The sequence below is a fragment of the Aneurinibacillus sp. REN35 genome (genome assembly GCF_041379945.2).
In the GTDB taxonomy this organism is placed as follows: domain Bacteria; phylum Bacillota; class Bacilli; order Aneurinibacillales; family Aneurinibacillaceae; genus Aneurinibacillus.
The window spans coordinates 264,184-278,659 of sequence record NZ_JBFTXJ020000002.1 but is presented as its reverse complement, the minus strand read 5'-3'; the positions used below and the strand labels follow the sequence as shown (position 1 = coordinate 278,659).

Below are 14,476 nucleotides of genomic sequence, written 5' to 3'. Positions count from 1 at the left end.
CGTTCTATGCTTTATATGTCTTCTGAACGGACGGTGCGACAAATTCACCTAGCACACCACGCAGTGCCTCGCGCTGCAAAAAACATATCTGCGTATTGCTAGCACCCGGTCTAGGCTTCGTATCAGTCACAGGAATCCCCTTAGCCAAGACACGATGCCATTCGGTATGCAGATCATCGACAGCAAATGCCAGGTGTTCAATCCCTTCGCCTTGTCGCTGCAAAAAATCCCACGCATCACTGCCCGGCTTTAGAGGCTGGATTAACTCTAGCAGCACATCACCAAGCGGAAGAAACGCAATGGATAGCAATCCTTCTCCATAATCTTCAATACGGTCGACGGTAAGCCCTAGCACGCGTTCATACGTCTCAACCGCTTCATCCAGATCCGATACAATAATTCCAATGTGATCAAGCTTCTTTACTGCCAATCCCATCCCTCCTTGCCCCATATAGCAGACGATCATAAAGGACGGGGAAGCGCGTTCCCCGCTTTCATCTCAGTCACTTGCCCCTTTAACTAATCAGCGTATAGTGTTGCGGACAGCGGTCTCTTAGCAGATCATTATGAGTCCCGACACGCTTGTCTTTAGACAATGACACATCCACATCCGCAAGCAGGCGGTCCGCATCGTATTTTGCGGCCGGTCCTGCTGCTACACGCGACATGGAATCAACGATGATGCTTGCGCCCATGTACCGCACATCCCCTTCTTTACCCGCACGGTCTGCACACGCAATAGCCATCCGGTTACTGTACGTATGAGCCAGTGCCAGATAGTTTGCCAGACAATACCCCTGCTCATCCCACAGCACCGCTTTGCCGATGGAGGTCCATGTAGTCGGGACAAGCAGAAGATCACACTGCGCAAGAGCCATAGAGCGTACAGCTTCAGGAAAGCGCAGATCATAGCAGATCAACATCCCTACATTTATATCCAATTCTCCGATGTGAAAAATCGGAAATCCAATATTACCAGCCGACAGAAATTCTTTTTCCCAGTTAAAACGATGCACCTTGCGATAATGTCCGATGGGTCCATCCGGTCCGACCAATACGGCCGTATTATAGAAAACGCCTTCATCACGCTCGATGATTCCACCGACAATATAGCCCCCATGTGCGGATGCTAAAGCGTGCCATCTACCTACGCTCGGTCCATCCAGCGTTTCCGCATACATACGAACATCCTCTTGGGAGTGCATAACATATTGGTGATTTGAGCATTCAGGCAGTACAATTATCTGGGCTCCATCATTGAATAGAGCTTCGATCGCTTGGTCATTACTCCGTCGATTCGCATCAACAGCGGCCATACCCGGTGCATTGTTCGTCTGAACCACACCAATCCTCATGTCTTCTTACTCCGCCGCGACGGTCAATCGCTGCTGCTTACGGTCTAATATGTCCTTCATCTGCCCGCCGTCAATGTTGACTACTGAGTTATGGACGAAGCTTGCGCGATCTGAGGCGAGGAATACGACAACATCCGCTACCTCTGCAGCTGTAGCAATCCGGCCAAACGGCATGGATTTGCTTGCGGCTTCATTCGCTTCCTCAACGCTAATCTTCACATCCCGCGCATACGCTTCAGTCAGCGTCTCCCAACGACCCGTATCGACAGGACCAGGATTTACACAGTTGATGCGAATATTATCGTTGCCGTATTGATTTCCTAGCGCCGTCATCACTGCCAAATCCGCCGCATTGACTGCCGTACCGGTCAGCTCCCACCAGGACGGTTTAACACCGTCATTTCCAACTACGTTAACAATCACCCCATGTTTTTGCTTAAGGAACTGTGGAATGGTTGCTTTCGCCATACGGACGTACCCACGGAATTTAAGCCCCATGGCAAAATCCCAATCCTCTTCCGTCAGCTCAAGCAGCAATCCACCCGGAGCGGCACCTGCACAGTTGATTAACACATCGATTTTCCCGAAATACTCGACTGTTTTCTGGACCGCATCGACCGCACCGGCCTCCTGCTGCAGATCGGCCTGAATCGTCAATACATCCGCCTGCGGCACTTCGCCTTGCAGCGTGTCCTTGGCTTTCTCCAAATCCTCACCATTGCGCGCCACTAATGCTACCGACGCACCTTCTTTTGCAAATGTAAGCGCCGTCTGGCGGCCAATCCCTTTGCTTCCCCCAGTGATAAGTACCACTTTGCCCTCTAGTCCTAGATTCATTATGCATCGCTCCTTTTATATAATGTATATAGATTACGGCTTCTTGAAGCCGGTATTACTGAACCTGCGTCTTTGTTTCCTTTGCAATTTTTTTGAAGAAATCTTTGACAATCATTTTGGCTACGCCCGAGAGCATGCGCTGACCTACACCGGCCACCTTACCGCCTACCTGTGCTGTACCATCATACTTGATGTATGTTTTAGCATCTTCATACATCAACTCTACAATCGCATCACCCTCGACAAATCCGACAGGGCTGTTCGCATTCATGATAAGGCGGTAGCGGTCTGGCTCAACTTTATCGAGAATTGCGATGGTAGATTCATAGTCGCCCCGCACGGCTGCAATCCCCACACTGATCTCTGCCTTGTAGCGATCTGGCTCCACCTCGGTCAATGATTTACACCCGGGGGTCGCCTTTTTTAATGTTTCCGGATCGTTCAATGCCTTCCATACATTTTCCTTTGGTGCCTTTACAACTACTTCACCAGCCACATTCATGTTATAATCCTCCTCACTCTTCGATTCTCGCCACAACACGCGCCGGAGATCCGTCTCCGCCTACGACAGGCAGAGGCAGCGCAATCAAAGTGAATTCACGCGCATCAATCGCATCTAAATTCACCAGATTCTCAATCAAAGGAATCTCATTGCCTAATAAGATCGGGTGGTTTGGGTACGGAGCGGCACCATCCACCGCAAAATCCAACCCTACGGCTACGACACCCGCGTCGCGAAGCCACGTTGCCGCTTCCTGCGATAAATACGGATTATTCTCATACAACTCCTTCGATTTCCAATGCTTCGCAGCCCAATCCCCCCATAACACGAGCCGCTTTCCCCGTACCAACTCCTCCGTCAGCCCTCCTACAGATTTCAACTCTTCAAGCGTAATCTCATGATTTGGAGCTGCCACCTGCCGCAAATCTACCAGCAAAGCGGGACCAATGAATACATCTAGCGGAATCTGTTCAATGGTTTTTCCATCCGCAAAGAAATGATAGGGGGAATCAATATGGGTACCGGTATGAATACTAAATAACACTTCCGTATTAGAACGCCGCTCTATCTCATGGGTGGTAATCGGTGTAAACGTGATAGCCGGGTGTCCGTCGAGCGGCTGCACGTCCGGCCCCCACGGCATCGTCAAATCAACCAATCTAGCCATGCTTGTCCTCCTTTACATCGTGTTTTTTACCGTTACGATCTCTTTTTCTTCCGTCTGCTCCTGTCCTTCCACCTCTTCAAAGTACGGGGCTCGCACGCGTGTTTCTTTGCCCAGAATCAGGACATTGAGTGCCGCAATCAGACAGGATACGAAGAAGATAGAGAAAATGATCGTAAATGATACTTTAGCTGCTACCATATAACCTACAGCAAGCGGCCCGATAATCGCCCCGATGCGTCCGGCGGCATTCGCCAAGCCTGAAGCTGTGGCCCGAATGTCCGAATCATAGTGATCGGTCGTATATGCATATGTTGTTCCGGTAACACCTAGATAGAAGAAAGACAACGCCATACCGGATGCGATAAGGACAGGAAGCGTCTCTGCCGTTCCGAAGAAAAACGCGCTTATTGCGGCAAATAACAAATACGTAACAAGCACGAATTTACGCCCGATCTTCTCAACCAGCCATGCGGCACTAAAAAATCCCGGAAGCTGTGTAAGCGTCATCAATAAGACATAACCAAAGCTTTTAATCAGTCCAAAGCCCTTCATTACCATAATGGATGGCAGCCACAGAAACATACCATGATAGGAAAACATAACGAACAGCCAGAGAATCCACAGCATCGCAGTAGCACGAGCATATTTAGGCGACCATACAGCTTTTATGTTTTTCCATATTGTAGTTTTCTTCTTATCCCTGTTGTGAAAAGAGGGAGAATCCGGCAGGCCCCAGCGCATGTAGATCGCCAGCAGTGCAGGCAGCGCTCCAATAACCAGCGCCGAGCGCCAGCCCCAATACGGCATAATGAAGTAGGCAATCACCGCTGATAATATCCAGCCAACCGCCCAGAAACTCTCCAGCAGAACGACCATACGGCCTCGCTTATGTGCCGGAACGTGTTCGGATACGAGCGTCGATGCGACAGGAAGCTCTCCCCCCAGACCAAGGCCGATAATAAACCGTAGCACCAAAAACACGGCAAAGGTGGTCGATAGTGCCGCAAGCCCGCTGGCAACAGAAAATAACAGCACGGTGTACATCAATACTTTATTACGTCCAATCCGATCAGCGAGCGATCCAGCTACCACCGCCCCGATCAGCATGCCGATTGCGTTAATACTGCCAATCCAGCCAGCTTCTGTCGGCGTCAAATACCACTCTTCGATCAACGCAGCAGCGATAAAGGAGATAATCCCGACATCCATGGCATCAAATACCCAACTAAGTCCCGCGACGACAAATATCTTGCGAAAGGACACTGGTTTTGTATGATCGGAACTCACATACATCCTCCTTCTTTACTTCCCGACATAAATGGTCTACAAGCCACGCTTCTCCTTCATCACGTCTGCGTCATCTCTGTTCTTTCATCTTCTGTCTGCTTTCATCCCCCTTTATAGGTAATATCTCAAATCTTTCTAAAAAAACTAAATTTTCTATTTGTTAAGAAAAATATAATATACATTCTATATAATGTTAAATATCAGATCTTTATACTTTCATAAATTTGATAAATGTCGGAGAAAAACCAAACAAAAAAAGGCCAAATCCGGCCTTTATCATGTTCCTTGAAATCCTAGCATACGAGAAAGCGACAGACACTCCTGTTTAAGAAGAGACACGGTATCTGAATCATCGGAGGTGTCAAGCACTCCTAGCAGACCAATCACCGTCACCGTCGCCACGATCACTCCTTCTCTATTAAAGATAGGGCAGCCGATCGCAACAATTCCAGGCACAAGACTCTCTGTCGTTCGCGCATATCCCCTCTCTTTAATGGTGGCAAGCACCCTCTTAAAGTCATCTGCACGATCCGGTGCCTGCTGTAGTTCATGCATAATCAACTCCTCCACTTGGGTACCGGGCATATAGGCCGCAAACAACTGGCCCGCTGTCGTATTCAGCATACTGCCGCGCGACCCGACCCGAATGCCGATCGTAATCTGGCGGTTGCTTTCCTCGATGTGAATAAAGTACGGACCTCTCTCGCCCCAAATGGATAGAGCAACCGTCTCATTTAACCTCTCCCGCAGACGTACAAGCGCAGGCTTGGCCTGTTCTTTGATGTCAATACGCTGAGAGGCTTTAAGACCCATTTGGATTAATGCATCACCAACTGTATACCGAAGCGAGTCATCCCGCTCCAAAAAGCCCGTACGCCAAAAACTCGTAAGATAACGGTGCAGCTTGCTTTTTGAGATACCTGCAAGCTCGGCAATTTCTGAGATCGAAAGCGGTTTTTCTGCTTCCCCTATTTTTTTAAGGATATCAATCCCCTGCTCCAATGATTGAATGCCCTGACCTTTCATCTCCACATCGTTTCTCATTGTATCTCCTCCCTCTCACCCTATCAATTCTACTTGATCCACGTCATACCTTTCTTGGTAAGACGCCCCACATAACACGGAAAAAGAAAACACCCGCAAGCACTGCGATGCAGGCTTGCCGGCGTTTTACGATCGTGTGCTGGATTCAATTGAGTGTCCCTGCTGTGTACCATGTGCTTTTTACATAGTCCAGTACTTCTTCGCCCGTGCTCATGGTCATCGCCTTTTGTGCATGCTGCTTCGCCTCTTCCCTTACAAGCCCTTGAATCATGCTGCGCGCTGGCAGTATGGAGGAAGCACTCATACTGAATTCATCAAGGCCTAAGCCAAACAGCAGCGGGATTGCCAGCGGATCACCCGCCATCTCTCCACACATACCTACCCACTTCCCTTGGCGATGGGCCGCTGTGATCACCATATGAATCAGCCGCAGAACAGCCGGATGATACGGTTGATATAGATAGGCTACGTTCTCATTCATTCGATCGGCCGCCATCGTATATTGAATAAGGTCATTGGTGCCGATGCTGAAAAAATCTACTTCGCAAGCCAGCACATCAGCCATAAGCGCTGTGGCAGGAACCTCCACCATAATACCAACATCAATTCTTTTGGCAACCGGAACACCTTCCGCTTGCAGCTTCGCACGCTCCTCTGCCAAAAGCTGCTTCGCCTGCTTTAGCTCTGTCATCGTCGCGATCATGGGAAACATGATTTTTAGCTGACCATATACGCTCGCCCTCAGCAGAGCACGCAGTTGTGTGCGAAATACGTCGACCCGCTCCAGACATAGACGAATGGCGCGAAAACCGAGAAATGGATTCATCTCTTGCGGAAGAGACAAGTACGGCAGTTCTTTGTCACCGCCAATATCAAGCGTACGAATGATAACAGGTTTTCCATTCATGCGCTCAAGCACCGTTTTATAGGCAGCAAGCTGCTCCTCCTCTGAAGGAAGATGACCGCGACCCATATAAAGGAATTCCGTACGATAAAGCCCAATGCCTTCTGCACCGTTCTTCAGCACATTGGCGATATCAGCGGGCGTTCCGATATTTGCAGCTACCTTTACTTGTACGCCATCACGCGAAATTGTCGGCTTATCTACAAGCTCACTCCATGCAGCTCGCTGCGCTCTATACTGAGCCTGCCTTTCCCGATAGACCGCAAGTTCCTTCTTACTCGGATTGATGATAACCTTCCCTTCAATCCCGTCCACAATCAGCCATGCTCCATGCTCTATCGCTTTCGTTCCCTGCCTTGTTCCTACGACAGCGGGAATTTCAAGCGAACGGGCCATAATGACAGCGTGGGAGGTATGAGCGCCGCTATTGGTTGTTACCCCTTTGATATAGCGAACATCCAATTGGACGGTATCAGACGGGGTGATATCCTCTGCCACAATGATCACCTCTTCGGTAATGGCTCCTATATCAAAGCGCTCAATCCCTAACAGATGAGTGAGCACCCGCTGAGCCACATCGCGAATATCCGCTGCCCGCTCCTGCATATACTCATTATCCATGCGCTCAAACATCGCAGCAACTTGATCCGCTACTTTATGCACTGCAAAGTCCGCATTCACATGTTCCGTCAAAATCTTATCTTCAATCGGCCCGATAAACTCTGGGTCCTGTAAGATTAACAAGTGCGCGGCAAAAATATTCGCATACTCCTCCCCCATCACCTTTCGGGTACGCTGTCCAATCGCTTCAATTTCTTTTTTAGCCTGAGTAACCGCCCGCATAAGCCGCGTCTGCTCATCAACAGCCGAATCAATCGTTCGCTTCTCAATCGGAAATGTACGGTCTTTTAGGACAAACGCTTTGGCGATCGCAATTCCAGCAGATGCACCCACACCTTGCAGCGTCCGCGACATTACACCCCAAGCCCTTGACTCTTCATTACATGTTCAATCCCTTCTATCGCTTCCACTTCATCTACACCTTCCGCAGTTACTGTAACGACCGCACCTTTTGAGACCGCAAGCGACATCACACCCATGATCGATTTCAGGTTTACTTTTTTATTCTTATATTCCAATTCAATGTGAGAAGAAAAACGGCTCGCGGCCTGTACCAGAGCGGTTGCAGGACGTGCATGCAATCCGGATTCATTTTTGATTTCAAATGTTTTTTCAACCATGTTCCTCTTCCTTTCTTTGTTTAAGTCTTTCGATCCGCCTCTTCTGTAGGTGGCTGAATCGGCTTTTTCAGCAATCCGACCAGAAGAGCTGTCACACAGGCCCCGGCTACAATGGCCAGCATATAAAGAAGAATACTTCCCTGCACAATCGGAATCACGAAGATCCCTCCATGCGGAACGCGCAGCTTAATACCAAAAGCCATCGCAAGCGCACCTGCAAGAGCCGATCCCGCCATAGCCGCAGGCAGCACACGTACCGGGTCAGCAGCGACAAACGGAATGGCTCCTTCCGTAATGAAGGAGAAGCCTTGTATATACGCAACCTTACCTGTCTCTCGTTCCTTATGGGTGAATCGATTCGCAAAAAACGTTGTAGCAAGCGCCAGTCCAAGCGGCGGTACCATTCCGCCAGCCATAATAGCGGCAAACGGCGCATACTGTCCCGCATCGATCATAGCAAGACCGAACGTATAAGCGATTTTATTCATTGGTCCGCCCATATCGACCGCCATCATACTACCCAGAACCAGCCCGAATACTATCAGATTGCTCGTACCCATATAAGACAGCCAGGCTTTCACTCCCTCATTAACAGCTTGAGCAGGAATAATCACCACATACATCATAAGCAAGCCTGTACAAAGAATACCCAATAGAGGATAGATAAGCACAGGCTTTACATCGTCTAGCACAGAAGGCAGTCCGGCACAGACTTTCTTTACTCCTCTACTAATATAACCGGCCGCAAATCCGGCAAGCAATCCACCAAGAAAACCTGCCTCACCAACCGCAGCCATCAACCCGCCTACCATCCCCGGCGCAAAGCCCGAACGATCAGCGATACTCATTGCGATAAATGCTGCCAGTACAGGAATGGTAAGCGTCAGCACATATTCTGACCCAATCATTTGAAGCGCTGCCGCCACCGGATGCTGTGCAATTGTATTCGGATTCGCCCCCTCAAATCCAAACGCATGCGCAAGAGCGACCAATATGCCCCCGCCAATCATAAAAGGAAGCGTATGAGAGATGCCATTCATCAAATGCCGATAAAGACCATGCATCAGCCCACCCGCCTTCTCCCGGCTGCCCTGTTCCCCGCCGCAGCAAATCGGTCCATCTTGTTTTACCGCTCTCTCCAGCAGCTCCTGCGGCTTATGGATTCCCATTGTGACAGGAACTTGAATCACACACTTCCCTGCAAAGCGGGACAAATCAACCTGCTTGTCCGCCGCTATAATAACAGCAATGGCTTGATCAATCTCTTCCTTGCTCAATTCATTTTTAATGCCGCCTGCGCCACTCGTCTCCACTTTAAGCGGAATTCCAAGCTCTTGTGCTTTTGCTTTCAATGCATCGGCCGCCATGTACGTATGAGCGATTCCTGTCGGACAAGCCGTGACAGCGAGCACTTGAGCTGCAGGTGCGTCTGCTGAAAGTGGATCTGTGGCGGCGTCTGCCGTCTGTTTGTCCCGTTCGTTTTCTTTATCGCTAATTGCGTGCAGCACTTCCTCTTGCGTAGATGCTGTAAGCAGGCGGTGCCGCAGGGCTTCATCCCTGACTAAAGAGGATAAACGGGAGAGGGTCTCTAAATGTACCGTATCTGCGCCTTGCGTAACCGCAATCATAAAGAACAAATGACTGGGCTTCCCATCTAACGCATCGTAAGCCACTCCTTTTGACGAGCGGCCGAATGCAATCGCAGGTGTTTTCACCGCATCCGTCTTGGCATGCGGGAATGCAACTCCTTTGCCGATGCCTGTCGTGCTCTGCGCTTCACGCGCAAAAATCGCTTTTCGAAAGCGCTCTAAATCGTACAGCTTACCCGCCCGCTCCAGCTTCTGGCTTAATTCGTCGATTACCCCCTGCTTTGTGGTGGCGGATAGGTCTAGCACAATCGTATCCGCTTCCAGAAGCTCTGTAATCCTCATCGTATCTCACCTCGCTCGATTGGCGTGAACATTCCGTGCAGCAGCATATGAATAAGCGACGTTTCTTTTGTATACATTACCCCATTAAATATCCTTCAGTATACCGTTCTTTATGTATGTTAGAAAGCGGCATCAGCTTCATGCTGTGCCGCTTCATGCTGTGCCGCTTCACTCGTCTGCCGCTCCCCAGCCTATCTTGGCGAATATGTGGTGAGCGGCGCGGTGCCGCCAAATGGATAACTGTAAGCGATCGGCTCATCGAATGTTATATAATCTAAATACACGGTCAACAGTAAATATCGCTTACCTGTAGATGGTTCACTGAGAATGATATGGTCACGTCCGGCTGCCTCAATTACACCCCGAAATATTTTGGACTGACTGCCGCCTTCATGGTCGAACGTCATATGCACATCAGCCGTCTTGCCACGATTAAGACGAAGAATGTTTTCGATATACGATTGTTCAATCGGAAGCATGGTGCCACCCTGCCCCATAGAAGGTGTAGTCTGCACGGGTTGCGATGTTGAGGGCGTCCCGCTCTGTGTACCCGGCATACTCCATCCATATCCGTACTGCGGAGACTGTACGTTCATTCCACCTGGATTATACATGTAAGACATTGTCATCCTCCCTAATATACTGTAGGACATTCGCCTTGATTTGGTTGGAAAAAGCAGTGCGACTTATACCGACCCGAATTCGGTTGATTGTACCATCTATCCGGACAAGCACCTGATGGTCTGAAAAACCAGAGCGCAAACCGGGCTGGATCAAATCGTTCTCCGTTGATTACTTTTCTTGCTAATCGAATCTCATTCGGCCTTGCCCTCTGGTAGAAATATCCTTTTTGTGTCGCTTCAAACCCTCCTGGTGTTTGAAAGACCATCTGATTCATATTTGTGATGGGCTTAAAATCCAAACAATCGCCCCGAATCCGATTTACCCCTACATTTCCCACCATAAGCATACCCAGATCGCCTTCACCTTCTGCTTCTGCACGCATGAGCCTTGCCAGCAATTTGACGTCGTTCTCCGTTGCACGCACAACAGCCACATCTGCCACCTCCCTGCTCTGTACTTATCATATTGAAGAAGAGAAAAAATGGTGATTCGCCTATGTAAAAAAATAACCTTTCGCCGTGTACTATTTTATACAGCAAGCTGCCGATCTTTGTCATCTTGCTCTTACATTCGCAGAAGCAGACACGTATCAATCATTCGGGTTATACTGTCTGTGGAGGTGATGTTATGGATACCAAAACACTCGATGAAATCGGGGCGCATCCTATACCGGCCGAATGGTGGCAAGCCATTATCCACAATGACGCATCCTATGACGACAAATTCTATTATGCGGTAAAAACCACGGGGATTTTTTGTCGTCCATCCTGCAAATCGAGACCTCCTAACATACACAATGTACGAATCTTTTTGCATGCGCAGCAGGCCCTATCAGCTAAGTTCCGCCCATGTAAGCGATGCAAGCCAAACGGTCTCCAACTCCCCGATGAAGAATGGGTAGCACAAATCATCGACTTCATCGACACGCATTATTACGAGGCACTCACACTGAAAACATTGGCCGATATGTGCCACGGGAGTCCCTATCATTTGCAGCGTACATTCAAACGCATTAAGGGAATCACTCCGATTGACTATATCCAGCAAATAAGAGTTTCCAAAGCCGCTCACTATCTTATGGCTACGAATAAAAACATTACTGAGATCAGCCTCGCGATAGGTATGCCTAATCCGGCTTATTTTGCAACGCTATTCAAAAAGATGACAGGGTATACACCTACAGGCTATCGGCATATAAACGGCGGAAAGCACACGATGGAGGGATTGTCTAATGGAGGGAAATAGCAAGCAACATCTCTATTGGAACTTGTTTGTGTATAATCAGTGGAAGATGTATATGGCTGCAACAGAAGACGGGCTATGTTATGTAGGTTCTCAGAACAAGGGATTTGACGAGTTGGCACAATGGGCTAAGAGCCGACTGCCAACGTATGTTTTGGAACAGGATGCACACAGGCTTCAGCTCTATACGAATCAATTCATCGAATATTTTCAAGGGCAGCGCACCGTTTTTACATTTCCGCTTGATTTCTATGGAACCCCATTTCAAGTAACCGTATGGAACGCATTATGCAATATACCATACGGCTGCACATACTCTTACTCGGATATTGCAACACATATTCAAAAACCATATGCCGTACGTGCTGTTGGATCTGCTATTGGGGCCAACCCCTTGTTAGTTGCGATCCCATGTCACCGTGTCATCGGTAAAAACGGAAAGCTGACAGGCTATAGAGGAGGGCTTCGCATGAAGGAAGATCTGCTGTTTTTAGAGAAAGCAAAACCCGCCGTAAAAACAGGCGGGCTTGATCTGCCTTCTGATCCAAAGGTTCTTATTTGAAATTCTTCGCTTCTTGCGGCACCTCGATATTTATTGCTTCGTTGATGTCATAAAAAGACACATCGCGATCTGTTATGGTTTCACGTACCGGCCCTGCTTTTTTATTGTTTGGATTTACCATTACTTTTTCTTTAATACAGGCCTGTACGATCCGTTTCTTAGACGCATCAAGCGTCAGCGTACCTTCTACCGTAACCGATGCGAGCGATGCTGGGACTTGATCTTTGCGTTGTCCATGAAAAGCAATACGCTGGGGGCTAACCTGCGTAAATCGCAACTGGCTTACATCACTGAATGGAAATGGCAGTACATTTGCCTCAAAAGCAGGTACGGCATAATCCTGAGGCGTTTTCATATTCTTCCACTGCCATCCATCCGCCCCCTTTTCTTGACTGCCCATATAAAGGTGGCTATCTGCATAATAGATTTCCTTGTGCAAGGGTTCTTGTTCTTCATCTAGCAATTGCGATGTTTCATGGTAGCCTTTCTTTGTATATTCACCTGTTGATTTAATGGTCGATCCTTCTTTTTTACCGTCGGTATATACAGATGTAACCAATATGGTAGTGTTGTGGCGGAATGAAGCAAGGGCGGTCTGATTACGCATCGCTTGTACGGCCAGCTGCTTCGCCTCCTCCTGCTGCTGTGGAGAAGGAATGGGACCGGATTTATTCGGAGAAGGTTTAGAAGATACTGGTTCGACAAAGGCGGCACCCTGGCCGCTTCCCAGAGAAAGAGCAAGAACGCCGGCAACAAAAAATTGCACTTTTTGTCTCATATGAAGGTTCCTCCGTTTCTTTTTCCAACTCTACCCTTTTTTACCTCTTTGCTACACTATAACGCAACATTCATTGGAAAAAGCGCACGAGAAGAAAATTCCTCCAATAGTACGGTCATTCTCCTCCTTTTTTCATACGGCTCTACAGCCACCTCCACTAAGCTCTTCCACCAAATATAAGGCGCTGCAACACTTCGGTCCGATATACGTATTCAGCATGAACCAACCTTCCCGGAGCAATCTGCGTGCGGAGCATATTTCCCTTGCGAAACACAGCATGAATACGGCTCCTGTCCTGTTCATGCTTCGATACTGCTTCTTTAATCCAACTCCAATCTATTCCCGCAGCCGGTGTTCGCAAAATGACCGTATACGTTGTCGTGATGTTTTCTATTGCGGCTTTTACGGCGGTATACATGCTGGCATACGGGGTGTTTGCAACGTGTAATATTGTCCCAAACCTCTTTTTTACGGCATCTGCAAGCCGACCCGCATCCCCGTATGGTGAAGCAGAAAGCAGCCATACCTGACTGAATGCAGTAAGTACCGGATACAGTTGAAGGAAGACCTCTACTGTCGGCCTTTCTAGGTCTTCAATAAAATACAGAACGGTTACGTCCACACGTTCTTTCTGTAGCGTATGCGCTACGGATGAAGAGGACTTGGCGGAAGTAACCTCCACAACATGCGTCTTCCCCCATACATTCGATGCGTCCACAAACGGGCTGATCTGTCCTGCTATCAACAAAGACCTGCTCCCCTTCTTTCTGCGTCGTTTTGCTTCAGTCTGCGCTATGCGCATCTCCTTCCAGAGAAATTCTTCCTTCTCTTTCGTCTCCTTTGCCTGGGTAGTAAGACTGTACTTGGATTCTACACGGTAGGCCATTAACTGATCTGGAATGTATCTAATTTCACAATAATCTGTCATGCGCAGCCAATAATCATAATCCTGGACAAGGGTGAAACGATAATCACCGACCATCTTACAGAAGGAAACACGATGCAGAAAGGCAGGGCCGATCGTGCAATGGGAAAGAAGACGTTCTTTCGGCTGATTCTGCCACTGGTGCAGTTCATTTAAAAAAGACGGGGGATGGGCAGGCGAGCCATCCGGGAGAATCCGATTAAAACTGCTGTATACGATTCCTACTTCAGGCGGACAACGGGTTATTTCCCGATGCATACTCTCAAGCATATACGGATAGTGCACATTATCACTCGAAACCCATGTAACATATTCAATATCCGGGTTCTTAAGTATCCGCGCAAATCCTATATTTAGCGCATGAGCTACCCCTTGATTCTGTTCATAGAACAGGATATGTACCCTTATATCCCCCTGCACATATGCTTGAATAAGAGGAACCATCTCTTGCGCCCCGTCTACCACAATAATCAGCTCGAAATTCCGGTATGTCTGATCAAGCACCGTCTGAATTGCCGTACGGAGATGATCCGGATTCTGATAATATACCGGCATAACAATACCTATGTCTGCCATC

16 protein-coding genes are annotated in these 14,476 nt (G+C 48.5%); 2 read left to right on the top strand and 14 right to left on the bottom strand.

Features of this window, described 5'->3' with window-relative positions; translation table 11 throughout:
* Positions 1-4: 4 nt before the first annotated feature.
* From AB3351_RS04625 to AB3351_RS04570, 12 genes are all read right to left on the bottom strand, one after another.
* A complete protein-coding gene (locus tag AB3351_RS04625; RefSeq protein ID WP_371145953.1) occupies positions 5-430 on the bottom strand; it encodes a VOC family protein in 426 nt (141 codons plus the stop codon).
* Positions 431-515: 85 nt separating this feature from the next.
* The gene (locus AB3351_RS04620; protein WP_371145952.1) at positions 516-1,355 is read right to left on the bottom strand and encodes a nitrilase-related carbon-nitrogen hydrolase; all 840 of its coding nucleotides are present in this window, start codon (positions 1,353-1,355) and stop codon (positions 516-518) included.
* A gap of 6 nt (positions 1,356-1,361) precedes the next feature.
* Positions 1,362-2,192 (bottom strand): SDR family oxidoreductase, encoded by an 831-nt coding sequence (locus tag AB3351_RS04615; RefSeq protein ID WP_371145951.1) that lies wholly within the window; start codon positions 2,190-2,192, stop codon positions 1,362-1,364.
* A 55-nt stretch (positions 2,193-2,247) separates the two neighbouring features.
* Positions 2,248-2,694 (bottom strand): SRPBCC family protein, encoded by a 447-nt coding sequence (locus AB3351_RS04610; RefSeq protein WP_371145950.1) that lies wholly within the window; start codon positions 2,692-2,694, stop codon positions 2,248-2,250.
* A 13-nt stretch (positions 2,695-2,707) separates the two neighbouring features.
* Positions 2,708-3,361, bottom strand: a complete 654-nt coding sequence (locus tag AB3351_RS04605; RefSeq protein WP_371145949.1) for a cyclase family protein — start codon at positions 3,359-3,361, stop codon at positions 2,708-2,710.
* Positions 3,362-3,373: 12 nt separating this feature from the next.
* Positions 3,374-4,648 carry an MFS transporter gene (locus AB3351_RS04600; RefSeq protein WP_371145948.1) on the bottom strand — a complete coding sequence of 425 codons (1,275 nt, stop codon included), beginning with the start codon at positions 4,646-4,648 and terminating at the stop codon, positions 3,374-3,376.
* Positions 4,649-4,924: 276 nt separating this feature from the next.
* Positions 4,925-5,692 (bottom strand): IclR family transcriptional regulator, encoded by a 768-nt coding sequence (locus tag AB3351_RS04595; protein WP_371145947.1) that lies wholly within the window; start codon positions 5,690-5,692, stop codon positions 4,925-4,927.
* A gap of 145 nt (positions 5,693-5,837) precedes the next feature.
* Entirely contained in the window at positions 5,838-7,571 is a 1,734-nt protein-coding gene (ptsP, locus tag AB3351_RS04590; RefSeq protein WP_371145946.1) for a phosphoenolpyruvate--protein phosphotransferase, read from the bottom strand.
* Positions 7,571-7,837, bottom strand: a complete 267-nt coding sequence (locus tag AB3351_RS04585) for a phosphocarrier protein HPr (protein ID WP_371145945.1) — start codon at positions 7,835-7,837, stop codon at positions 7,571-7,573. Before AB3351_RS04585 ends, ptsP begins: the two co-directional genes overlap by 1 nt.
* Positions 7,838-7,857: 20 nt before the next feature.
* Complete coding sequence (locus AB3351_RS04580) at positions 7,858-9,768, bottom strand: PTS fructose transporter subunit IIABC (protein ID WP_371145944.1); 1,911 nt, start codon at positions 9,766-9,768, stop codon at positions 7,858-7,860.
* Between the two features lie 191 nt (positions 9,769-9,959).
* Entirely contained in the window at positions 9,960-10,391 is a 432-nt protein-coding gene (gene gerQ / locus AB3351_RS04575) for a spore coat protein GerQ (protein WP_371145943.1), read from the bottom strand.
* A gap of 11 nt (positions 10,392-10,402) precedes the next feature.
* Positions 10,403-10,774, bottom strand: coding sequence for a cell wall hydrolase (locus tag AB3351_RS04570; RefSeq protein WP_371146264.1), 372 nt, complete (start codon positions 10,772-10,774; stop codon positions 10,403-10,405).
* A gap of 245 nt (positions 10,775-11,019) precedes the next feature.
* Between AB3351_RS04570 and AB3351_RS04565 the strand changes: the two genes are divergently transcribed.
* Complete coding sequence (locus tag AB3351_RS04565; RefSeq protein ID WP_371145942.1) at positions 11,020-11,637, top strand: bifunctional transcriptional activator/DNA repair enzyme AdaA; 618 nt, start codon at positions 11,020-11,022, stop codon at positions 11,635-11,637.
* The gene (locus tag AB3351_RS04560; RefSeq protein WP_371145941.1) at positions 11,624-12,196 is read left to right on the top strand and encodes a methylated-DNA--[protein]-cysteine S-methyltransferase; all 573 of its coding nucleotides are present in this window, start codon (positions 11,624-11,626) and stop codon (positions 12,194-12,196) included. The genes AB3351_RS04565 and AB3351_RS04560 overlap by 14 nt, the downstream gene beginning before the upstream one ends.
* Here the strand turns inward: AB3351_RS04560 and AB3351_RS04555 are convergent.
* On the bottom strand, positions 12,189-12,974 hold the full coding sequence (locus tag AB3351_RS04555) for a hypothetical protein (RefSeq protein ID WP_371145940.1): 786 nt from the start codon (positions 12,972-12,974) through the stop codon (positions 12,189-12,191). The genes AB3351_RS04560 and AB3351_RS04555 overlap by 8 nt on opposite strands.
* A gap of 157 nt (positions 12,975-13,131) precedes the next feature.
* Positions 13,132-14,475 carry a glycosyltransferase family A protein gene (locus AB3351_RS04550; protein ID WP_371145939.1) on the bottom strand — a complete coding sequence of 448 codons (1,344 nt, stop codon included), beginning with the start codon at positions 14,473-14,475 and terminating at the stop codon, positions 13,132-13,134.
* Between the last annotated feature and the right edge of the window lies 1 nt (position 14,476).